The 22511-nt window shown below is 73.0% G+C and carries 17 protein-coding genes; 7 read left to right on the top strand and 10 right to left on the bottom strand.

Annotated elements, in window-relative coordinates:
• Positions 1–35: 35 nt before the first annotated feature.
• Genes ACIO3R_RS36740 through ACIO3R_RS36725 form a run of 4 tightly spaced genes read right to left on the bottom strand, consistent with a single transcriptional unit; the run spans position 36 to position 4373 of the window.
• Positions 36–641: an ATP/GTP-binding protein gene (locus ACIO3R_RS36740; RefSeq protein WP_385036242.1), complete on the bottom strand. Its 606-nt coding sequence runs from the start codon at positions 639–641 to the stop codon at positions 36–38.
• Positions 622–1044 (bottom strand): DUF742 domain-containing protein, encoded by a 423-nt coding sequence (locus ACIO3R_RS36735; protein ID WP_385036241.1) that lies wholly within the window; start codon positions 1042–1044, stop codon positions 622–624. Before ACIO3R_RS36735 ends, ACIO3R_RS36740 begins: the two co-directional genes overlap by 20 nt.
• Positions 1045–1053: 9 nt before the next feature.
• Entirely contained in the window at positions 1054–1497 is a 444-nt protein-coding gene (locus ACIO3R_RS36730; protein ID WP_385036240.1) for a roadblock/LC7 domain-containing protein, read from the bottom strand.
• The gene (locus tag ACIO3R_RS36725) at positions 1494–4373 is read right to left on the bottom strand and encodes a nitrate- and nitrite sensing domain-containing protein (protein WP_385036239.1); all 2880 of its coding nucleotides are present in this window, start codon (positions 4371–4373) and stop codon (positions 1494–1496) included. Before ACIO3R_RS36725 ends, ACIO3R_RS36730 begins: the two co-directional genes overlap by 4 nt.
• A 402-nt stretch (positions 4374–4775) precedes the next feature.
• On the opposite strand from ACIO3R_RS36725, the gene ACIO3R_RS36720 reads away from it, so the two are divergent.
• Positions 4776–5261, top strand: coding sequence for a hypothetical protein (locus ACIO3R_RS36720; RefSeq protein WP_385036238.1), 486 nt, complete (start codon positions 4776–4778; stop codon positions 5259–5261).
• An 87-nt stretch (positions 5262–5348) separates the two neighbouring features.
• Here ACIO3R_RS36720 and ACIO3R_RS36715 read toward each other — a convergent pair whose 3' ends face one another.
• The 5 genes from ACIO3R_RS36715 to ACIO3R_RS36695 form a co-directional block, all read right to left on the bottom strand.
• Positions 5349–10166, bottom strand: coding sequence for a hypothetical protein (locus tag ACIO3R_RS36715; RefSeq protein ID WP_402111357.1), 4818 nt, complete (start codon positions 10164–10166; stop codon positions 5349–5351).
• A gap of 80 nt (positions 10167–10246) precedes the next feature.
• Positions 10247–11167, bottom strand: a complete 921-nt coding sequence (locus ACIO3R_RS36710; RefSeq protein WP_402111356.1) for a hypothetical protein — start codon at positions 11165–11167, stop codon at positions 10247–10249.
• Between the two features lie 130 nt (positions 11168–11297).
• Entirely contained in the window at positions 11298–12824 is a 1527-nt protein-coding gene (locus tag ACIO3R_RS36705) for a hypothetical protein (RefSeq protein WP_402111354.1), read from the bottom strand.
• A 239-nt stretch (positions 12825–13063) separates the two neighbouring features.
• A complete protein-coding gene (locus ACIO3R_RS36700; protein WP_385354774.1) occupies positions 13064–14482 on the bottom strand; it encodes a HEAT repeat domain-containing protein in 1419 nt (472 codons plus the stop codon).
• A 219-nt stretch (positions 14483–14701) separates the two neighbouring features.
• Positions 14702–15094 carry an ankyrin repeat domain-containing protein gene (locus tag ACIO3R_RS36695; protein ID WP_363031264.1) on the bottom strand — a complete coding sequence of 131 codons (393 nt, stop codon included), beginning with the start codon at positions 15092–15094 and terminating at the stop codon, positions 14702–14704.
• A gap of 313 nt (positions 15095–15407) precedes the next feature.
• Between ACIO3R_RS36695 and ACIO3R_RS36690 the strand changes: the two genes are divergently transcribed.
• Together ACIO3R_RS36690 and ACIO3R_RS36685 are read left to right on the top strand one after the other, a co-directional pair.
• Entirely contained in the window at positions 15408–15602 is a 195-nt protein-coding gene (locus tag ACIO3R_RS36690; protein ID WP_123468223.1) for a hypothetical protein, read from the top strand.
• Positions 15603–15640: 38 nt separating this feature from the next.
• Positions 15641–17233, top strand: coding sequence for a hypothetical protein (locus ACIO3R_RS36685; protein ID WP_402111351.1), 1593 nt, complete (start codon positions 15641–15643; stop codon positions 17231–17233).
• A 75-nt stretch (positions 17234–17308) separates the two neighbouring features.
• Here ACIO3R_RS36685 and ACIO3R_RS36680 read toward each other — a convergent pair whose 3' ends face one another.
• On the bottom strand, positions 17309–18808 hold the full coding sequence (locus tag ACIO3R_RS36680; protein WP_385041651.1) for a PLP-dependent aminotransferase family protein: 1500 nt from the start codon (positions 18806–18808) through the stop codon (positions 17309–17311).
• Between the two features lie 102 nt (positions 18809–18910).
• On the opposite strand from ACIO3R_RS36680, the gene ACIO3R_RS36675 reads away from it, so the two are divergent.
• From ACIO3R_RS36675 to ACIO3R_RS36660, 4 genes are all read left to right on the top strand, one after another.
• A complete protein-coding gene (locus ACIO3R_RS36675; protein WP_385041654.1) occupies positions 18911–19573 on the top strand; it encodes a YitT family protein in 663 nt (220 codons plus the stop codon).
• The gene (locus ACIO3R_RS36670) at positions 19570–20334 is read left to right on the top strand and encodes a glycerophosphodiester phosphodiesterase family protein (RefSeq protein WP_385041657.1); all 765 of its coding nucleotides are present in this window, start codon (positions 19570–19572) and stop codon (positions 20332–20334) included. The genes ACIO3R_RS36675 and ACIO3R_RS36670 overlap by 4 nt, the downstream gene beginning before the upstream one ends.
• Positions 20335–20379: 45 nt before the next feature.
• Positions 20380–21744, top strand: coding sequence for an MFS transporter (locus ACIO3R_RS36665; protein WP_402111348.1), 1365 nt, complete (start codon positions 20380–20382; stop codon positions 21742–21744).
• A 274-nt stretch (positions 21745–22018) separates the two neighbouring features.
• Positions 22019–22393, top strand: coding sequence for an RNA polymerase-binding protein RbpA (locus tag ACIO3R_RS36660; RefSeq protein ID WP_003959706.1), 375 nt, complete (start codon positions 22019–22021; stop codon positions 22391–22393).
• The last annotated feature ends 118 nt before the right edge of the window (positions 22394–22511 follow it).

Here is a 22511-nt window from a genome sequence, read left to right as displayed (position 1 = left end):
AGGGGTACGTGCCGCCCGGCCCGCGCAGGGCCGGACTACGTCGTGGCGGGTTCGCGCAGTGCGTCCACGCGGTCCAGCGCGTGTTCGACGACGGCCACCAGCACGTCCCGTACGGACGACCTGTCCCGCGCGTCGCACAGGAGCACGGGTACCTCCGGATCCAGGTCCAGCGCCGCCTGCACCGTCCCGGTGGGGAACAGGTCGGCGCCCTCGAAACAGTTGACGGCGACGGCGAAGGGGATCGCCCGGCGTTCGAAGTAGTCGACCGCCGCGAAGCAGTCCTCCAGGCGCCGGGTGTCCGCGAGGACGACCGCCCCCAGCGCGCCCTGGGCGAGTTCGTCCCAGAGGAACCAGAACCGGTCCTGCCCCGGGGTGCCGAAGAGGTACAGCACCAGGTCCTCGCGGAGCGTGATCCGCCCGAAGTCCATGGCCACCGTCGTGGTGGTCTTCGCCTCGACACCCTCCAGGTCGTCCACGGGACGTCCCGCCTCGGTCAGCCTCTCCTCGGTGCGCAGCGGCCTGATCTCGCTGACCGCTCCCACCATGGTCGTCTTGCCCACTCCGAAGCCGCCCGCCACCAGGATTTTCAGGGTAACGGGCTCCACGGGCCGCCTGCTGCGGCTAGAGCGCCCGAAGGCCATTGATCACCTCGCGAAGAATGTTCACGTCCGGCAGCTCGGCCGGCGGAACGGGACGGGTCACATGCACCAGCTCGTCCTCGACGAGATCACCGACCAGCACCCGGACCACCCCGACGGGGAGGTCCAGACCGGCCGCGAGCTCGGCGATCGACTGGGGCATGCCGTTGCACAGTTCGATGATCTCCACGTGTTCCGGGGAGAGCATCTGGTCCCGGCCGGGATCGTCGGCCGCGGGTTCGGGGACGACGATCGCGATCAGGTCGAGACGATGACGGGACGCGCTGCTGGTACGTCCCCGTGTCATCGCGTACGGACGGACGACCGGCCCCGCGTCGGCGTCGTACCAGCGCGAGGACTGCGGACCGCCGGGGGAAGCCGGGGAACGGGAGGAGTCGGCGCTCATGCCATCCACTCACCCTCCGGAGGGCAGACCGGTCGTCCGGGGGGAGTTGGCCAGGTGGGCGCCCACACGCTTGACCATCAGCGTCATCTCGTACGCCACCTGGCCGACGTCCGAGTCGGAGTCGGCGAGCACGGCCAGACAGCTGCCGTCACCGGCCGCCGTGACGAACAGGAACGCCTCGTCGAGTTCGACGACGGTCTGGCGGACCCGGCCGGCGTCGAAGTGCCGCCCGACTCCCTTGGCGAGGCTGTGGAACCCGGAGGCCACGGCCGCCAGGTGCTCACCGTCCTCCCTGGTCAGGTCCTTGGACGCGCCGGTGGGGAGACCGTCGCTGGAGAGCACCAGCGCCTTGCGGATGCTGGCGACGCGCTCGACGAGTTCGTCGAGGAGCCAGTTGAGTTCGCCGGACCCCTCGCGTGCTGAGTTGAGTGCTGCGGCGTTCGGTGCGGTCATGGACCGTCCCCTCCCGGAGTGGTTCCTTGTGCTGTGTCACCGGGGCCGGTCACGTCCTCGGCGTTCTGGAGGCGGCCGCGCTGCCAGCCGCGCTGGAGCGACGCCATGCGGCTGCGTACCTCGTCGGCGTCGCGTTCGATGTCCTCCGCGCTCTCCACCGGGTCCGGCTCCGCGGCGCGGCCGACGGATCCCTCGCGGAGCTGCGGGGCGAGGCTGGCCTGCCGGACCCTGCGGGGCAGCCCGCCGACCGTCTCGGGGGCGGGCGCCGGGGTCCGGGCGGGTGACGACGGGCGGGGCGCCGGCACCGAGCGCGTGGCCGCCGGAGACATGGCGTGCTCGGTGCGGGCCGGCGAGCCGTTGGACTGCCGGGGCTCGGAGGGCCGGCCGCGGTCCGCGGACCGGCCGGGTCCGGGCGCCGGGCGGGTGCTCTCCGGGTCGGCTGCCGTGGGGTGGGCCCGGCCCGTCTCGTCGATCCGGCGGCCCCGGTCGGTGACCAGGGTCGGCGGGGTGCGGCGGGGCAGCGGCCTGACACCGTCGGGGCGCAGTTCCCGGACACCGTCCGGGTCCTCGATCTGGTCGGCGGCCTGCTGGTGCTGATCGCGGTCGCCGTCGCGCCGGAGCTCACGGGCCCGGAAGATGCCGCCTCGTTCGCTCTCGGTGTCCTCCAGGTCGGACACACCGTCGAGCACCGGGTCGAGCCCTGGTCCGGCGACGGCTTCGAGTACCGGGTCACGGGTGAAGTCCAGCGGGCCGACCGGCCCTTCGAGCTCGACCGGACCGTCGAGCAGTGCCGGATCCACCAGCCCGGTGGGCACCGGTGAGAGGCCGGCGGCCCTGCCGCTCTGCGGACGGCCGCCGTCGGGGCGCTCCGACGCGTCGCCGCCGTCCTTGCCGCCGCCCGCCGCGTCGCCGCCCGGCCTGCTGCTGGCGATCGCCCGCTCGGACCTGCGGTCGAGGCGGAATCCGGTGCCGTGCGCCTCCGGGGCGTCGGTGAGCAGCGCCGCCGGGATGAAGACGACCGCGGTGGTGCCGCCGTAGGGGGAGGTCTGGAGCGACACCCTGACGTTCTGCCGCTGGGCCAGCCGGCTGACGACGAAGAGGCCGAGCCGGTCGGTGTCGGACAGCTCGAACTCGGGTGTCTCGGCGAGTCGGAGGTTGGCGTCCAGGAGGAGTTCCGCGGGCATGCCGAGCCCGCGGTCGTGGATTTCGAGGGTGAACCCGTTGGCGACGCGCTCGCCGTGCACCTGGACCGCGGTGTGCGGGGGCGAGAACACCGTGGCGTTCTCCAGGAGTTCGGCGATCAGGTGGGTGAGGTCGGCGACGGCCGGGCCGCCCACACCGATCCTGGGGAGCCTGCGGACCTCGATCCGTTCGTAGTCCTCCACCTCGGCGACCGCGGCGCGCACCACGTCCATCAGCTGGATGGGCTTGCGCCACTGCCGTGACGGCGCGGCTCCCGAGAGGATCACCAGGCCCTCGGCGTGGCGCCGCATGCGCGTGGTCAGGTGGTCGAGACGGAACAGGTCGGCGAGTTCCTCGGTGTTCTCGGTGCGGCGCTCCATGGTGTCCAGGAGCGTCAGCTGGCGGTGCAGCAGCACCTGGTTGCGGCGGGCGAGGTTGACGAACACCTCGGACACCCCGCGGCGCATGTCGGCCTGCCTGACGGCGGCCTCGACGGCGGCCCGTTGCAGGATGTTGAGTGCCTGCCCGACCTGGCCGATCTCGTCACGCTCGTAGTTGAGGTGCGGGGACTCGGTCTCGACGTCGATGTGTTCGCCCGCCGCGAGACGCCGCATCACACTCGGCAGGCGCACCCCGGAGACCTCGTGGGCGTCCTTGCGCAGGCGTGAGAGGTCGCGGATGAGTTCCCGGCCGATGCGCACGGAGACGAAGACCGAGACGAGCAGGGCCAGGAATCCCAGGACGCCGGCCACACCCGCCTTGATCAGGACGCCGTAGCCGGCGGGCCTGCCGCGGTCCTGGAAGCGGTTGTTCATCTCGGTCGAATCGTTGGCCAGCCGGTCCAGGACCGGCGGGGCCACCTCCTGCCAGCGTGCGGCGTCCATCGCGCGGGGGTCGTGGGTGGGCCCCTGAGCGATGAGCTTGTCCTCGGCGGAGCGCAGGGGCTCGCTGTCCGGGCTCGCCCAGTACTGCTCGACACGGCGGCGCTCCGAGGCCGGAAGCGCTTCGAGGTTGATCTCGTACAGCAGTCCGCGCTTGGCGATGAGGTCGGAGATCTGCCGGAGTTCAGGGGCCGTCAGCCGTCCCGCGAGGAGCCCCGACACGGCGAGCGCGTCTTCCTGGGAGAGCATTTCGCGGGCGCGCGAGATGCCCGCCAGGGCACGGACCTGCTTGTCCATCGACACGTTCTCCATGACGTGGAGGCCGGTCAGGAAGCGGTAGCAGGGGTCGATGAGGTTGTTGTAGTACTCCATCGCCTTGGTCCGGTCGATGGTGCGCTTGTCGACGGAGTCGCGGAGCGACTGCAGTCCCTCGACGGCGCCCAGGATCGAGCTGAGCTGGGTCTCGGCGTCGGGGCGCAGCGCGTCGCGGATGTCTTTCTCCGCCGCGCTCCTGTTGACCTGCTTCACGACCCGGTCGGTGGCGGCGCGCTGGCGGCGCAGGACAGGCAGGGCGTCGGAGGCGCGCGGGTCCGCGAGGAAGACGAGGGTCTGCCGGCGCTCGTTCTGGACGGCCCGGACGGTGTCCTCCAGGGGGTGGCCGATCTTCTCCACCACGGTGCTCGCGCTCATCAGCTGACCGGCCTCGCGACCGGTCAGATAAGTGGCGAAGCCCCATAGTGCGGTGAGGGAGACGAGCGGCACCAGGAGCAACGCCACGATCTTCCTGCGGATGGACTTTCCGCGAAAGCGCATGGCCTCCCCCAGCTCGGCACCGCAGGGCGGTGATGGTGTTCCGTCAACAAACGGCGCGAGCCTACTACCGACGCACAGACAACTCGAAGGGACATCCGGACGATTTTCGGCCTCCTTACTGGGAGTTGACCATGGGTTGTCCCGGTATTCCTGGAGATGAAATTCGTGAAAGCGACAGAAGAGACCAGCCAGAGCCCCACATTCCTCCCCGCGCCAGTTGGCTGGAATTCTTCGTTCCGTGACGGTTCGGGGGAATCTTCACAGCCCGGCACTCGTCTGTCTGTACGGGGGTAGGGGGACTGCAGGGGCGCGTTCGGCAGGATGGGGCGGCCCGTCCGCGTAGAAACCGCCCATGCCGGGCAGCAACCCTGAAGTCGGACAGTGGTGGGGAGTTGAAAGACCTTGGAAACGGAAGAGCGTCATGGCGCCGCGGAGTCGGAGCGGTTCCGGGCGGCGAAGGGTGCGACGCCCTCTGCGGGCGGCCGGCCGGAGATTCCGCGGCAGCAGCTCTGGGTCGAGGAGCCCGCGCTGCGGCGGCGGATGCCGGACCCGGTACGCGCCGCGGCCGTGCGGGCCGTTCTGATCATGTCGCTGACGATCATCCAGGCGATGGTGGCCTTCCTGTCCTCGGTGACAGGGTCCTGGCTGGCCTTCCCGATGGTGCTGAGCAGCGTGGCCAGCACGGTGGGCGCGACATGGTCGGTGCTGGACGTGTGGGTCACCCGGCAGGTGTGGAATCAGCGCAACGGCGTCGTGTCGATTCCGAGCAGCTCGGCCCGGCGGCTGCGCCGCGAGAGGCGCCGCGCGCGGCGGGCCGCCCGGACCGAGGTCCGGGACGGTACGCGGATACGCCGCCGCTCCACGGACCGCGGACTGTCCCGGGCCTGAAGCCACCGCGGCGGCCCACACCCGGTGGGTGCCGACTCGCGGGCACCCACCGGACCGCGCCCGCCGTCCCGGCCGGTGCCCGCGCTCTCAGCCGGTACGTTCGTCCGTGGCTTCTGCCCCGGTCCGTGCCGGGAGCGCGTCGGGCGTCGGTGCGGAGCGCTTGAACATCCGGGTGGCGGTGATCTCGCCGTGGACGGTCTCGACACCGGGGTCCTGCTGCGGCAGTCCGGGGCGCAGATGCTCCTCGACGCTGATGTACTTCAGTCCGGCCCGCAGGTCCGCGTCATTGCGCAACCTGATCACCAGCGGGAATTCGGCGAGCGCCGTCGTGTCGAACAGCCCGGTGGTGTAGAGCAGTTGTACGCCGAGCGCGTCCGACACCGCCCGCTGGAGCTCCAGCAGATAGGTGGCGTTGGCGCGGCCGATGGGGTTGTCGAGGAAGAGCGTGCCCGCGTGCTGGGGCTGGTGCCGGTCACGGCCCCGGTCGTTGCTGCGCAGTGCGGCCATCGTGCAGTACAGGGCGATGGCGGCGGTCAGCAGCTGGCCGCCGGAGAAAACGTCGCCCATCTGCCCGACGGGTACGCGCTCGGCGCGCAGCACCGCGTCCGGCTTGAGGATCTCCACGGCGATGCCCTTGGGCTCCAGTGCCGCCTGCACACCTCGCAGCAGCAGGGACATGCCGTCCCGGCGCAGGTCGGAGTTCTTCTTGAGGGCCGCCTTGGTGGCCTCGTCGACGACCTCGCCGAGCCGTTCGGTCAGGGTGGCCTGGTCGGGTTCCTCGAAGCGGATCCGGAGGAACTCCTGGCCGGACCACTCCCCCAGGCCCTCGGGGAGCCGGGAGAGCCGCTGGGCGGAGCGGAGTGTGGTGAGCGCGGAGTCCACGAGGCCGCGCAGCCGGTCGACGATGGAGTCGCGGTTGCGCTCCAGCTGGGTCAGTTCATCGGTGAGGACCCGCAGCCTGGGGGCGAAGGCGATGGCCCACTTCTCCGCGTGATCGGGCAGTGCGGCGGCGGGGAGTTCACGGATCTGCTGGCGGGCCGGGGTGCGGACCTGTTCGTAACGGGTGGAGTTGGCGTGCCGGACCAGCACATCGCCGGCCTCCCTGACGGCCGCTTCCGCGGTGGACAGGTCGGCGGCGCAGCCGCGCAGTGAACGGCGTGCCTCCGCTGCGGACTGCCGGGCCTCGTCGAGGCTGCCGGGGTAGGGCTCGGGGGTCTCCGGCTCGTCGTCGCCGTGGTCCCTGAGGAGGTCGCGCAGGAGGGCCGCGGTCTCGTCGAAGCCGCCTGCCGAGTCCTCGGCCGTGCGATGGGCGTGCAGCAGCTCGGCGTGGGCGGCCCTGGCGGTGTCCAGGGAGGCGGTGGCGGAGGCGAGTTCGCCCGTGGCGGTGCGCAGGAGGGCCTGGGCCGCTCCGGCGTCGGCGGGGACCTGCTCGTCGGGGAGTTCGGTGTGGAGGGTCTCGCCGTCGGCGGGGGCCAGCCGCTCGGCCTCGCCGCGCAGCCTGCCCAGTTGCTCGCTGGCGGCCGACGCCCGGGTCTCCAGGAGCTGGACCAGGGACTCGGCGCGGGCGGCCGCCGCCTGCCGGGACGGGCCGTCGGCGCCGTCCGTTCCCTCCAGGAGCTGGGCGGCCCGGGTGCGGACCTTGTTGGTGAGCCGGTCCAGCTCGGCCAGTGCGGCACTCTCGTCGCTCTCCGCGCGGGCCTGTTCGGCGCGCAGGTCGGCGCCGACGCCCACCTTCTCGTAGAGCTGGGACGCCGCCCGGTAGGCCTCGCGCAGGGCGGGCAGCGCGTGGCGCGGGGCGTCCGGCGCGGGCTCCGGGATGTGCTCCGGCGCACCGGCGATCTCGGCCCGTTCCGCCCGCAGGGCGCGGGAGGTGCGGCGGGCGTCGTCGGCGGCGCGCTGGGCGGCCCTGCGGTCCTCGTCGGCGGCCCTGGCCCGGTCCAGGCAGACGGTGGCACGGCCCTCGGACTCCGCCGCCTCGTCGACCAGTTCGCGCAGCTTCACCTGCCAGCCCGCCCGTTCGCGGAGGCGGAAGGCGAGTCCGGCGAGTGCGTCGGCGGCCCGGCGGGCGCGCTGGGCGGCCTCCTGTCGCTCGTCGCGGACGCGGGCGGTGTCCGCGGCGGCCTCGTCGGCCTCGGCGCGCACCGTACGGGCCTCGGCGAGCGCGGCCTCGGCCGTCTCGGCGGCCGTACGGGCGGTGCCTGCCGTCTCCGCCAGTTCGGCGAGGGTGCCGGGCGGGCAGTCCACGCGCCAGGAGCCGATCCGGGCGGCGAGCGCGCGGTCCGCGGCGAGCCTGGCCGCGAGGGTGCGGATGTCCTCGTCGCGGGCGGCGGTGCGGCTCCTGAGCGCGTGCCGCTCCTCGTCGGCGGCGTGCTCGTCGTGCATGGCCGGGTTCGGCGGGACGAGGAAGACCCCGTCACCGCTCGCGGCGGAGCCGGTGCCGGGCTCCGGGACGGGGGCGAGCAGGGCGGCGGCGGTGCCGACGGCCACGGCAGAGCGCGGCAGCAGGGCGGCGGCGCCGAGGACCTCACGGGCGCGGGTGTGCGCGTCCGGGTCGGTGATCACGACGCCGTCGACGAGTTCGGGCCGGGCCGCGAGGACGGCCGCGTGGTCGGCGGGGTCGACGGCCTGGGCGAGGTAGCGCCAGCCGGGGAGGGCCGGGATGCCGTGCTCGCCGAGGTATTCGACGGTGGCGAGGACGTCGGGGCCGGGCGGCAGCAGTCCGCCGTCGCCGAGCGCGCCCAGGATGCGGGAGTCGTCGGCGGCCGCGGTGCGCAGCTCGAAGAGGCGTCGTTCGGCGGAGCTGACGCCCTGTTCGAGGAGCTCGCGCAGCTCGTCGGCGTTGCGGTCGAACTCGGCTGCGGTGAGCGGCTGTTCGGCCGGGCGGGGCTGCCGGGCCGTGACGGTGTGGGCGCCGTGCGCGGCCGGTTCTGTCCCGTCGGCGCCGGAGGCGGCGGCGCTCCCCTCGGAGTCCGGGGCCTCCTGCTGCGGTCCCTGGTCCTCCTCCCCGGATCCGGGTCCGGTGGCGCCCCGCCGCGGCCGGGGTACGCCGCCGGCCTGCGCCGTGGGCAGGCCGAGCAGGTCGGCGAGGCGGTGCTCGGCGGCGATCGACTCGGCGGCCCTGAGCTCGGCCTCGTACGCCTGCTCCGCGGCCCGCGCGCCGTCGGCGGCCCGCGCCGCGGCGAGTTCGGCGCGGCTCTCGGTGGCCGCCGCCTGCCGGGACCGGTCCGCCGCCGACCCGGCGGCCTCGCGCGCGGTGTCCCAGGCGGCCACCGCGGACTGTTCGGCGTCGTTCGCCGCGAGGGCCGCGCGGGCGGGGTCCGCGTTCGGTGCGGTGTCGTCGAGCCAGCCGGCCCGGACCGCTTCCGCGGTCTCCTGCTCGACCTCGGAGAGGCGCTGGCGGAGGTGGCCGGCCTCGCTGCGGGCGCGCTGGGCCTCGGTGGCGGCCGTGGTGGCGTCACGGTGCGCGGCCTCGCCCGAGGTCTGAAGCGTCTCGGAGCGCTCCTCCTCCTCGTTGGCCACGCTCTCGCCCGCCTCCGCCGCGGTGTGCAGGGCCCGTACGAGATCGGCGGCGGCGGTGGCACGTGCGGCCAGTGCCGGGGCGGCGTCGCGCTCGGCCTCGCGGATCGCGACGGCGACGCGGGCGGCCCGGTCGGCGGCGGCGCGGTGGCGCAGTACGGCCTCTGCCGCCTGCCAGGCGGAGTGCAGGGTGCGGGCGTCGACCAGCTCGCGGCGCTGGGCCGCCGCGCTCTTCTCGGCCGAGGTGAGGGCCAGGGAGGCGTGCCGGTAGGCGAGTTCGGCGGCGATCAGGGCGGCCCGGCCGCGGGTCTGCTCGGCGCCGGTGACGGTGTGGGCCGCGCCGGTGACCTGCTGGGCGAGCTCCGCGGTCCGGCCGCGCTCCAGACCGGCGCGGGCGGAGAGCCTGCGGGCCAGCGTGCGGGTGCGGCGCTCGGCGCCGGCGTGGACGTCGCGGGTACGTGAACGCGTTTCTGTGGCCTCCACGATGCGGCCGAGCAGGTCGACGGAGCCCGCGGTGAAGTCGCGCTCGGCGGTGAGTTCGGCTCTGCGGCCCAGTTTGTTGCCGAAGCCGCTGACGAGGTCGGCGAGGCCGTCGGTGTCGCGGGTGTCGGTGACGGCGCGCAGCAGCAGGTCGGTGAAGTCGGAGTCCTTCTTGACGGCGAAGAGTCCTGCGGCCTCGCCCTCGTCGGCGTTCATCTCGCGCTGGTAGCGGAAGAGTTCGGGGTCCAGGCCGATGTCGCCGAGGTGCTCGTTCCAGCGGTCGTGGATCTCTTCCCAGTGCACGTCGAGGTGCTGGTAGAACTTGCCGGCCTCGGTGAGCGCGTCCCGGAAGCCCTTCATGGTGCGGCGCCTGCCGCGGGCGCCGGAGACGCCTTCGGCGGGACGGCCCACCGAGGTCGCCTCTGCGACGGGCAGCGAGTCGAGGCTGAGTCCGGGACCGGGCCGGAAGGAGTACCAGGCCTCGGCGAACTTCCGCGGGTCGTTGGAGACCTGGCGTCCACGCCACTCACTGACCTTGCCGACGACGACGCACTCGCCGGTCAGGGTGTGCTGCCACTCCAGCGCGACATGGCCGCAGTCCTCGGCGAGCAGGAACTTGCGCAGCACACCGGAGCTGGCGCCGCCGAGGGTGTTGCGGTGGCCGGGCAGCATCACCGAGAAGATCAGCTTCAGCAGGACGGACTTGCCGCCGCCGTTCTCCAGGAAGAGCACTCCGGCGGGGGCGGGGCGGCGGGGCGGGCCGACCGGTTCCTCCTCGAAGAACTCCGCCTGCGCCGGTGCGGGGTGGGGCACGGGCGCGCCGACCCCGCGCAGGTCGAGCACGGTGTCGGCGTAGCGCGCACCGGCGGGCCCGATGGAGTAGAGGCGGACCCGGGACAACTCGTACATGGCGGCGGACTCTCGTCGTTCAGGCAGCGGGAAGGAGGCATCGGTGGAGGGCCGGCCGTGCGGTGGCCGGCGGGGGCCGGTCAGCCGTGGAAGGGCAGGCCTGCGTCGGCCGCCAGCTCCAGGTCGTCGGGGTCGGGTGGCGGCAGCAGCGTCGCCGATCCGTCGGTGACCGGGACCACCCCCAGCTCCAGCAGTTCGGCCATGGCGGATCCGCCCGCCATGTCGCGGACCTGGAGCTGGTAGCGGGCGGTGGTGCGGAAGGCGCCTCCGGCGTCGTCCCCGGTGCGCTGGAGGAAACCGGAGTCGGTGAGGAAGGCGACGGCCTTGCCGACGATGCCGGTGGTGGATCCGGCCAGCCGCCGGGCGTCCTTCGTCGCTCCGGTGGAGCTGCGCCGGGCGTAGACCCGCCAGCCGGCCTCCAGGCCGGGGGCGTCACTGGCCGGGTCGGTGTTGTCGCCGTGCTCGTCGGCACGCTCCTCCAGGCGGTGGCACGCCTGGCGGACGAAGGCGTCGACGCCGTTGACCGTGATCCGGCCGATGTACGCGTCGTCGGCGAGGTCCTCGGGGCGCGGGAAGGCCATCGCGGCGACGGCCAGGTGGGCGAGGCCGTGCAGGAAGCGGTCGGCGGAGTCCGGCGAGGCCCGGCGGGCGTAGTCGCCCATGCGGACGGCGAAGACCGAGTCCTCGCCCGCCGTGACGGCCATGCCGGCCCGGGTGGACACCTCGAGCACGATGAGGCCGAGCCCGGTGGCCACGGCGTCCGCGAGGCGGCCGAAGGCCGGTTCCTCCCGGTAGCGGCGCAGCAGTTCGGCGTACTCGGCGTCGCGGGCGGGCAGCAGCTTGGGCTGGAGCCCGAAGGCGACGAGCCGGGCGGCGTCGGCGGCATCGGCCGGGGTGACGGCGGCGGGGGCGGACGGCGGCGCGGACGCGGTCCGGTCGGCCGGGTACCCGGCGCTCTGCTCGCTCCACGCGTCGGCGTGCTCTGCGCGGTGGTCGCTCACGACGGACGCTCCTTGCTGCGGACGGACTTCGGTACGGGTGCGGATACGGGGTGGGCGGTTCGGGTGCTCGCGGCCGCGAGCCGGGAGGAAGCGGTCCGGGCGGGAGCGGTCCGGGCTGGCCGCGGGGCGCTCACGCCGCCTCCGAGCGGTCCGTCGCCGTGCCCGCCACGTCCAGCAGGGCCATGCCCACGATCAGGTCGGCCCCGCCGAATTCGTGGTCCTCCAGCTGGGTTCCGTCGTCGACGGAGAAGAGCAGGCGGCGCTCGCCCTGCCGGTGGGCGGTGCCGACCGGTGGGCTCGCCGCGTGCACCGCGAGCAGGGCGACGAGGTAGGGGAGGTCCGCGTCGCGCAGTCTGGCCTCGGCCAGCAGCCCGGAGAGGCGGCGCGGCGCGTCGGGCTCCAGGTCCAGCAGCTCCATGGCGCTGGCCAGTTGCTCCTCGCTGAACCGGCTGTCGGCCGGGGTGGCGATCAGATCGGGTTCGGGCATCTCGGCGCCGAGGTGCTCGCGCTCCAGCGGCGGGGTCAGCAGCATGTCGACGAGGTCGCCCACCCGTACCGAGGTGGGGGTGCGCAGTCCCGTGCCGTGGGCGAAGAACGCGTCGGTGGCGCGGATCGCCTGCTCGACGGGGAGCGGCAGCAGCGGTGCCAGCAGTTGTCCGTACAGGTCGAGACCGGTGCGGACGGCGGGTGCGGCGAACGCCTGCCGGTCCTGCTCGGCGCGGAACAGCGGTCCGGCCTCCAGCAGGCGGGACTGCAGCTGGGTGTGGCGGCGGATGCAGTCCTTGACGATGTCGACGAGCTCGGCGGCGCGCCGCTTGTGCTCGGGCTCCTCGGCCTCGTCACGGGCCTTGCGGATGTTGGTGAGGATGGCGTTCTCGTGGCGGTAGCGGTCGGCGACGTGGTCCAGCGCCTCGGCGATCATGTCGGGCACGGCATTGAGCCAGTCGACCGCCCGGACGTTGCGCCGGGTCGCGTCGAGTGTCTTGCGGAGCGTCTCCGCGTACTGGACGGTCCGGTAGCGGGCCTGCTCGGCGGCGAGCTGCGCGTCGGCGAGGCGGCCGCGGCTGATCAGGACCTCCAGCTTCACCTCTGCGGCGATCTGGGCGCTGGTGACGTCCGTGTCGAGGGCGCCGACCAGGACGTTGACCGCCTCGTCGGTGGCCCGCAGGTAGACGCTGCCGCCGTATCCGGGGACTTCCTCGATCAGTTTGAAGTCGTAGTCCCGGCGGACGTAGGTGCCGTCCGGGCCGAAGGTGCCGTAGACGGCCCGGAAGCCCCGGTCGACACTGCCGACGTTGATCAGGTTCTCCAGGACCCAGCGGGCGACCCGTTCGTGTTCGGCGGCCGGGCGGCGGGGGGCCTGCGCGGCGACGCGCGGGAGGAGTCTGGCCACTATCTGGTCGTGATCCGCGCCGGTGTCGAAGTCCATGTTGAGCGTGACGTGGTCGATCGCGGCGAGCGCGACCTCCGCCATCGCGTAGACGGTGAACTCACCGGCGAGGTTCGCCTTGCGCACGTCGAGGTCGTGCAGCGGCGCCGTGCAGGCGAGGGCGCGCAGCCGCCGCGAGAGCCCCTCGTCGGCGGCCGGGCCCGGTGCGGGCCGCGGCCCCGCGCTGAGCTGGGGCGCAGCGTTTTCCGTATAGGCAGGCGAAGTCACGCTGCACAGATTAGGTCCTCGCACCGACAACGGTCGAAACGGCGCAGAAGCGGCTGGTTGCCCCGGAGTCGGTCACGCGCTGCCGGCCGGCCCCGCGGGCCCCGGACGGCTCCGCTCCCAGGCCCTCGGCACCGGGTCCGCACCCCGGCCGGGCACCGTACCGGCGCGGCCCGTGACCGGCCGGGCGATGTCGCGCCGCGCGCCCCCCGACGCGCAACGCCCTGCTGTGCGTACCCCGGTCAGACGGCGGGTGCGTCCGGACCGATCCTGCTGCGTACGGCTGTCTGCACCTCGGCCTCCTCGGCCGGGTCGGCGGCCAGCCGGCGCAGCCGTTCGGCCACCCTGATGTCGCCGGTCTCCGCGTGGCGTGCGGCGACTTCGCGGGTCGTCTCCTCGCAGTCCCACAGACACTCGACGGCGAAGCCGGTGGCGAAGGAGGGGTCGGTGGCGGCCAGTGCGCGGGCGGCTCTGCCCCGCAGGTGGGAGGAGGAGGTCTCCCGGTAGACGTGGCGCAGGACGGGAGCGGCGCAGGCGATGCCCAGCCGTCCGGTGCCGTCGACCAGTGTCCACAGGCGGGGGGCGTCGGGCCCGTCGCCGCGTACGGCTTCGCGCAGGGCGCCGAGGACCAGCGAGGCGTCCTGTGCGCCGCCGCGGCCGGCCAGTACACCCGCCGCCGAGGCGCCGAGCGCGTCGGGCCGCCGGGCCCAGCGCCGGGCGCGGTCGACGGCCGCTTCACCGCACATCCGCTCGAAGGCGGCGACGGCCGCGTCGGCGACGGTGCGCGAGGAGCTGACCGCCGCGGCCTCGATCAGGTCGAGCACGACCGGGTCCTGGGCCTCTGTCAGGTAGTGCAGGGCGGCGCACCGGGCGCCTTCGGGACCACTGCGGGCGGCCTCGACGATCACGGGCCGGTCCTCCGGTCCCGCGACGGCGGAGAGGCAGCGGGCGGCCGGCACATGGAGGTCGCTGCCGCGGTCGAGCCCTTGCTGGGCCCAGTCGAAGACGGCCTGGACGCTCCAGCCGGGGCGGGGTCCTCCGGGCCGCATCTGGCGCTGCCAGCGGTCGAACGAGCCCTGTTCGGAGGCGGCCCGCACCCGGGCTCCGACCGCTTCGCGCGGATCGTCGGCCCAGAGCCGCCAGGGCCGGGGTTCGAAGGCGTCGCGTACGGCGGTGGCCAGTTCGGCGGAGCCCTCGGCGTCCGTACCGAAGCGGGCCAGCACGGGCACGGCGAGGGAGCGCAGGCCGGCGTCGTCGTCGCGCAGGGCCAGTTCGTCCAGGGCCCAGGCCCAGTTCGCGCCGGTAGCGGCGTAGCGCCGCAGCAGGGCGAGGGCGTCGTCGCGTCCGTACGAGGCGAGGTGCCCGAGTACCGCGAGGGCCAGGCCGGTCCGTGACTCGTCGGTGTCGAGGTGGTCGTCGGGATCACCGAGGTGCCGTTCGATCTCCTCGATGCCGCCGTCGAGGTCGAGGTAGAGGCGCGCGTAGTAGAGGGAGCGGTTCTCCACCTGCCAGTCGTGACGCGGATCGCTCAGGACGCAGTGGTTGAGAGCCGCCAGGGCCTCGGGGCGCGGTGCGGCGAGCGCGTGGAGCGTGCCGTCGCCGCGGCCCCTCTGCAACAGGCCGAGCAGCGTGCCGCTCGGCGCTATGAACGGATCAAACATGGGAAAAGCCTCACATCAAGCTGTCGACGCAACCGGGGACTGTGCAGTGCCGCGTGCCGGACAGGCACTAGACCGCGCAGCAACATGATCGGCCGACCGCCGTCTTCCGCCTGGTGTAGACCATCTTCCTCTGCCTCTCGTCGGTGGCCCGAATCGGGCCCGCGACGTCATGATGACCCACCCATTTCGCCACCGCGACCACATTTACGGCGGACCCGGTCAGCGGGAACCGAAGAGTTCCAGCAGGTCGGCCTTGCCGAACATGCGTGCGGTGTCCAGGGCGGAGGGTGTTCCGGCCGCCGGATCGGCCCCTGCGGCGAGGAGGGCCGCGATCACCGCGTCCTCGCCCTTGAAGACGGCTCCGGCGAGCGGCGTCTGCCCCCGGTCGTTGGCCCGGTCCGGGTCCGCGCCGCGACCCACCAGTGCCGTGACCGCGGGGGCATGGCCGTGATAGGCGGCGAGCATCAGCAGCGAGTCGCCCCGGTCGTTGGTGAGGTTCGCGGGGACACCGGCGTCGACGTAGGCCGCGAGCGCGTCGGTGTCGCCGCGGCGCGCCAGGTCGAAGACCTTGGTCGCCAGCTCCACCACCTCGGGATCAGGGGTTTCGCTCATCGGGGGACCGCCCTTCCATTAACCGAATTCTCCGCCGCCGGCCTGTGGGGGCATGCACCTCGCGGCCGTACGAGTGAATCGACAGGGTACTGCCCGGACGCGCCCATGACCCGGCCCGCCCATGGCAAAAGATCACGTCGAGTGACGGCGGGGCGATGCGCGGCACCGGAGACCCCTCCGACCTGCACTCCACTGTCCGCCAGTCCAGTGAAAAACCCGACTTTTCACCCACTTGCACCTTTTATCCTATAGATACTTCCGGTGAGCCTGGAAGGACTCATGGTGACTGTCCCCCCAACCAGGAGAACCACTCATGATCCTTTCCATGTCAGGCGTCGTCATCCTCGGCATCATCGTCTTCCTGTTCTTCAGGAAGGACGGCCTCAAGGCCTCGCACGCCCTCATCACCGCCCTGTTCGGCTTCTACCTGGCCGGCACCGCCATCGCACCGAGCATCACCGCGGGCGGTGCGAGCCTCGCCGGCCTCTTGGGCGGGATCAAGTTCTGACGTACCGCTCCCGCTCCCACCCCCTTCAGGAGACAGACGTGGCCCGGCGACCACTCCCCCGCATTCTGAGCAGCGGCAGCGCTTCGATCACTCGCAGTCGAGAGTTCGCGCGCACGGCCGCCGACAGCGCCACCGACGTGCTCCATCCGCTGATCATGATCACCCGTGGTCTGCGGCTGCTCGCGGGGGCCGGACGGCAGAAGTGGGCCGCGACGCCCAAGGACCGGCGTGGTCCCACGCTGTTCCTCGTCGCGGCCTGCGTACTCGTGGTCGCCCTCGTCCCCTACGGGACGTTCACGGCCCTGGTGGCGGTGATGGCCGCGGCCGCATGGAAGGGACGGGCCCGCACTCCCGTCAGGACCGGCCCGGACGAGGCGGAGACCGCACGCCTGCGCGCCCTGTACGAAGCGCTCGTGCCGTACTTCTCCACACCCGACGACCCCAGTCCGCTGTTCGCCCACGGCGGCGACTGGGACCAGGTCTTCAACGACTACGAGTTCGACGGCGACGGCCGGGTCTCCCGGCTCCGGGTGACGTACCCCGCGCACTTCACCGACAGCGAGGCCGCCTCCCGCGCCCGGATCGAACAGCTGCTGCACGCCAAGTCGGGCCGCGGCCGGGAGTACCGGTTCGGCTGGGACGAGGAGGGCAACCAGCTCGTCATGAGCGTGCTCGACGCCCTGCCGACCTCGATCGCCGCCCAGCGCTTCGTCATCGCCCCCGGCGAGACCGTCCTCGGCTTCACGGACGACGACGCGGTGCAGCGCACCGTCCCGGTGAGCGACGGGGACGCGACCCGGGACGCGCCCGGAGTCGTCTGGCGGACCGGCGCACGCACCACGGAGCCGCATCTGCTGATCGCGGGACAGCCCGGCAGCGGCACCACCACGCTGATGCGCTCCATCGCCCTCCAGGCCCTCCAGCAGGGCGACATCCTGATCATCGAGGGCAGCGGCGTCGGCGAGTACGCCTGCTTCAACGGCCGCGAGGGTGTGCTCGCCGTGGAGTGCGGCGCGGCCGGGGCGCTGGCCACCCTGGAATGGGCGGCGCACGAGACGGAGCGCCGGCTGATCGAGGCCAACCGGGCCCGGCAGGCAGGCCATGCCGTCCCCGAGGACACCGGGCGCCCGCTCTGGATCCTGCTGGACCGGCCCAGCGTGCTCGGCCACCTGGCCGCCGCCGGCGGCGGGCCCGACCCGCAGGAACTGCTCCAGGTACCGCTGCGGCACGGCAGGGCCGCCAACGTCACCGTGGTGATGACCGAGCAGCTCGACAGCCTGGACGGCCTGAACGACACCGTGCGGACCCACACCCGGGCCCGGGTGGTACTCGGCCACTGCTCCCCCGCTCAGATCGAGTCCGTCCTGGGGCTGGAGCCGCACACCACTCCGACCCCGGACGTCCCGCCCGGCCGCGGGTACGCACGGCTCGGCAACGGTCCGGTGCTGCGCATCCAGGTGCCGGCCACGCCCGACCCGTACGACGACGCGACCAGCGAGGCGCAGCGGCAGACGGTGCTCGGCCTGCTGCCCGAACGGCGGACGGCGATCGAGGCGAGCGCGCCCGACCCGGCGGCGGCGGAGACCGCGACCGATTCCGTCGCCATGGAGGCCGTGGCCGTCAGCGACTGACGGATGCGGAGGCGAGGGAGGGCCCGCGGATCAGGTGATCCGCGGGCCCTCCCTCATGCCCTCCCCGGCGACCGCTCAGGCGACGAACGTCCGAGGCGCCTCCGCGCCCGCGCCCGCTCCCGAGCTGACCAGCCGGGCGGCGGCCGCGAGCCGCAGGGCCGCCTCGTCCGCCACCGGCCCGCCGACCGTGAACGGCAGTCGTACGTATCCCTCGAAGGCGCCGTCGACACCGAACCGGGGCCCGGACGGCACCCGCACCCCGACCCGCTCCCCGGCCACCGCGAGCCGCGATCCGGAGAGCCCGCCGGTGCGCACCCAGAGCGTCAGTCCGCCGCGCGGCACGGTGAACTCCCAGTCCGGCAGCTCCCGCCGCACGGCCGTGACCAGCGCGTCCCGGTTGCCCCGCGCCTGCTCCCGGCGGATCTGCACGGCCTCTTCCCAGCCACCGGTGCGCATCAGCCAGTTGACGGCCAGCTGTTCCAGGACCGGGGTGCCCATGTCGGCGTAGGCGCGGGCGGCCACCAGGCTGCGGATGACGTCCGGTGCGGCGCGCACCCAGCCGATCCGCATACCGGCCCAGAAGGCCTTGCTGGCCGATCCGACGGTGAGCACGGTGCTGCCGGCCGGGTCGAAGGCGCAGACCCGGCGCGGCATCCGCACGTCGTCGTCCAGGTGCAGTTCGTTCATCGTCTCGTCGACGACCAGGACCGTGCCGGCCGAACGGGCGGCGTCCACCAGCTGACGGCGCCGGTCCTCGTCGGCCAGGGCGCCGGTGGGGTTGTGGAAGTCCGCGACGACGTACGCGAGCCTGGGGGCCGCGTCCCGCAGCACCTGGCGCCACCGGTTCATGTCCCAGCCGCCGAGCCCCTCCTCCATGGCCACCGGTACGAGACGGGCGCCCGCCTCCCGCATCAGCTGGAGGATGTTGGCGTAACTCGGGGACTCCACCGCGATCCGTTCCCCGCGGCCGGCGAAGAGGTGGCAGATGGCGTCGATCGCGCCCATCGCGCCGGTGGTGACCATGATCTGTTCGGGCATCGTCGGGATGCCGTCGGCGGTGTACCGGTCGGCGATCATCTGCCGCAGCGCGGGCAGCCCCGCCGGGTAGTCGCCGTGCGTGTGCGCGTACGGGGCGAGCTCCTCCAGGGCTCCCTGGACCGCCCGGGTCAGCCATGGTTCGGGGGCGGGCAGCGAGGCGCAGCCGAGGTCGATCATCGATCCGAGTGCCTCCGGGGGCAGCGGCTCCAGGCCGCGGGCGGGCAGCGGGTTGCCCGCGGGCACGGCCGTCCAGCTGCCGGCCCCGCGCCGGGACTCCAGGAATCCCTCGGCCCGCAGCCCCTCGTAGGCCGCGGCGACCGTCGTACGGCTGACGGCCAGGGCGAGCGCCAGTTCCCGCTCCGCGGGGAGCCGGGCGGCGACCGGGACCCGGCCTTCCAGGACGAGCAGCCGGATGCCGTCGGCGAGCGCGCGGTAGGCCGGCGGCCTGCGGGTGCCGGGGCCCGTCGGCCTGGGCTGCTGGGCCTGGAGCTGCCGGGCGAGCTGAGCCGCACCGACCGCGGAAGTCCACTGCGCCATGAGAATCAGTCCACCTTCCTCAGATTGGCCATGGTTGGCAGCCAATCCCCTGCCACAGAGTGACACGCAGCAGTCCACTACCACCACACCAGGGGGCACCCTTTGTCCACCACCGAAGCCCCGCGCGCGGCGCACCTCACCCGACGGCTGATCCAGCTCTACACAGGGCTGGCGCTGTACGGGGCGAGTTCGGCGCTGCTGGTCGTCGCCGGGCTCGGTCTGGAGCCGTGGGGGGTGCTCCACCAGGGGCTCGCCGAGCGCACCGGGATCACCATCGGCGTCGTCTCGATCATCATCGGCGCGATCGTGCTGCTGCTGTGGATTCCGCTCCGGCAGCGTCCTGGACTGGGCACCGTCTCCAACGTCTTCGCGGTGGGGATCGCGATGGACGGCACACTGGCGCTCGTCCCCGAGGTGCACGGGCTCGCCGCGCAGGCCGGGGTGATGGTGGCGGGCATCGTGCTGAACGGTGTCGCGACGGGGCTGTACATCGCGGCCCGGTTCGGCCCCGGGCCACGCGACGGGCTCATGACCGGGCTGCACCGGCACACCGGCCGCTCCATCCGGCTCGTCCGCACGGCGATCGAGGTGGCGGTCGTGGTGACCGGATTCCTGCTCGGCGGTTCCCTCGGCGTCGGCACGGTCCTCTACGCCCTGGCGATCGGCCCGCTCGCCCAGTTCTTCCTGCGCGCCTTCGCGATCCCGGACAACGGCCGCACCACGGCCACCGCCCCGGCACCCGGGCAGGCCATACTGCCGCAGTGACTTCCGTACGCCACCCCTACCTGGACCACCCCGCCCCGCTCGCGTTCGCCCACCGGGGCGGGGCGGCGGACGGGATCGAGAACACCGCGGCCGCGTTCCGCCGGGCAGCAGAGGCCGGGTACCGGTACTTCGAGACCGATGTGCACGCCTCGGCGGACGGCCGGCTGGTCGCCTTCCACGACGCCACGCTGGACCGCGTGACGGACGCCCGGGGCCGGATGTCCGAGCTGCCGTGGAGCGAGATACGGCGGGCCCGGGTGGCGGGCCGTGAACCGCTGCCGCTGTTCGAGGAGCTGCTGGAGGAGTTCCCCGGGGCCCGCTGGAACGTGGACATCAAGGCCGGGCCGGCCCTTGAGCCGCTGGTGGACCTGATCCGCCGGACGGACTCCTGGGACCGGGTGTGCGTCGGCTCGTTCTCCGAGGCCAGGGTCGCCAGGGCGCACCGGCTGGCGGGCCCCCGGCTGGCCACCTCCTACGGAGTCCGCGGTGTCCTGGGCCTGCGGCTGCGCTCGTACGGCATCCCGGCGGCGCTGCGCGCCGGCGCGGTGTGCGCGCAGGTACCGGAGAGCCAGGGCGGCGTCCGGGTCGTGGACCGGCGCTTCGTGCGGGAGGCGCACGCGCGGGGGCTCCAGGTGCATGTCTGGACGGTGAACGAACCCGGGCGGATGGCAGCGCTCCTGGACCTCGGCGTGGATGGCATCATGACCGATCACATCGAGACGCTGCGTACGGTGCTGAGCGAGCGGGGGGCCTGGGCCTGACGCCGGCCCGGTGACGTCTCCACGGGGAGAGACGAGGAGTGCGCGATGAGCGCCGAGACCGCGGAACCGACGGAGAGTACGGCCGGGGCGGCCGATCCCGGCGAGCGCCGGCGCGAGCAGCGGGGCTGGTACTTCTACGACTTCGCCTGCTCCGTCTACTCGACGAGCGTCGTCACCGTGTTCCTCGGGCCGTATCTGACCTCGGTCGCCAAGGCCGCCGCCGACGCCGAGGGCTATGTCCGTCCGCTCGGCATCCCCATCCGCGCCGGGTCGCTGTTCGCGTACACGATCTCGGCCTCCCTCGTCGTCGCGGTGATCCTGATGCCGATCGTGGGCGCGGCCGCCGACCGCACCGGCCGCAAGAAGCCGCTGCTGGCGGCGGCCGCGTACGTGGGCGCCACCGCGACGGCCGCGATGTTCTTCCTGGACGGCACCCGCTACCTGCTCGGGGCCTTCCTGCTCATCGTGGCGAACGCCGCGATATCCGTGTCGATGGTCCTCTACAACGCCTATCTGCCGCAGATCTCGGAACCCGACGAGCGTGACGCGGTCTCCTCGCGCGGCTGGGCCTTCGGCTACACGTCGGGGGCGCTGGTCCTCGTCCTCAACCTGATCCTCTACACGGGCCACGACTCCTTCGGCCTCTCCGAGTCGGACGCCGTCCGGATCTGTCTCGCCTCCGCCGGTGTCTGGTGGGGCGCGTTCACCGTCGTACCGCTGCGCCGGCTGCGCGACCGGAAGGTGGCGCCGAGCGGACGCGGAGCGGTCGGGTCCGGATGGGGACAGCTGATGGCGACCCTGCGGGACATGCGCCGCCATCCGCTCACCCTCTCCTTCCTGCTCGCCTACCTCGTCTACAACGACGGCGTGCAGACCGTGATCTCGCAGGCCTCTGTGTACGGCTCCGAGGAACTGGGCCTCGACCAGACGACGCTGATCACAGCCGTCCTGCTGGTCCAGATACTCGCGGTGGCCGGAGCGCTGGGGATGGGCCGGCTGGCCCGGGTGTACGGCGCGAAGCGCACAATCCTGGCGTCCCTGGTCGTCTGGACGGCGATCCTCGTCGCCGGATACTTCCTGCCCGCCGACGCGCCGGTGTTCTTCTACGCGCTGGCCGCGGCGATCGGCCTGGTCCTCGGCGGCAGCCAGGCCCTGTCGCGCTCGCTCTACTCGCATCTGGTGCCGCGCGGCAAGGAGGCCGAGTACTTCTCGGCGTACGAGATGAGCGACCGCGGACTGAGCTGGCTGGGGCCACTGGTGTTCGGGCTCGCGTACCAGCTGACCGGCAGTTATCGGGATGCGATCATCTCGTTGGTGATCTTCTTCGTGGTCGGTTCGGTGCTGCTCGCGAGGGTGCCGGTACGGCTGGCCGTGGCGGCGGCGGGGAATCCCGTTCCGGAGCGGATTTAGACGTTGAAGTAAAAGGCCGGTAGTGTACGCCTTTGGCCTGCCCGGAGGACCGTTACTGCCAGTGGAAGAATCCAAACCGTTGGGTGACAACTTCTGCCAGATGTGACAAACCGGGCGCTGGCGGGTACTTGAACCCTGGCAAACCTGAATACTCAGCGGCCGACGGGCGACGCATGACCGGCAACGGGAATCTTTGCCGTCGACCGGACGTTGAGCCGGATGACGACGACAGCGACACCTGTCCTGTGGGCGACAAGCCCGGGAGGCACGATTCATGAGTGAGCGAGCTCTCCGCGGCACGCGACTTGTGGTTACCAGCTACGAGACGGACCGCGGCATCGATCTGGCCCCGCGCCAGGCGGTGGAGTACGCATGCCAGAACGGACATCGATTTGAGATGCCGTTCTCGGTAGAGGCGGAAATTCCGCCGGAGTGGGAGTGCAAGGCGTGTGGCGCCCAGGCACTCCTGGTGGACGGGGATGGCCCCGAGGAGAAGAAGGGCAAGCCTGCGCGTACGCACTGGGACATGCTCATGGAGCGGCGCACACGCGAGGAGCTGGAAGAGGTGCTGGCCGAGAGGCTGGCGGTTCTGCGCTCCGGAGCCATGAATATTGCCGTGCATCCGCGGGACAGCAGGAAGTCTGCTTGACCGCGTAGCACAGCACTGAGACAGAGCCGCGGGGGGGGGGGCCCCGGGGGGGGGGGGGCCCGGGGGGGGGGGGGGGGGGGGGGGGGGGGGGGGGCGGGGGCGGGGGGGGGGAGGACGA

The sequence above is a fragment of the Streptomyces sp. NPDC087428 genome, from assembly GCF_044744085.1.
In the GTDB taxonomy this organism is placed as follows: domain Bacteria; phylum Actinomycetota; class Actinomycetes; order Streptomycetales; family Streptomycetaceae; genus Streptomyces.
This window is presented reverse-complemented; position numbering and strand designations above follow the sequence as displayed.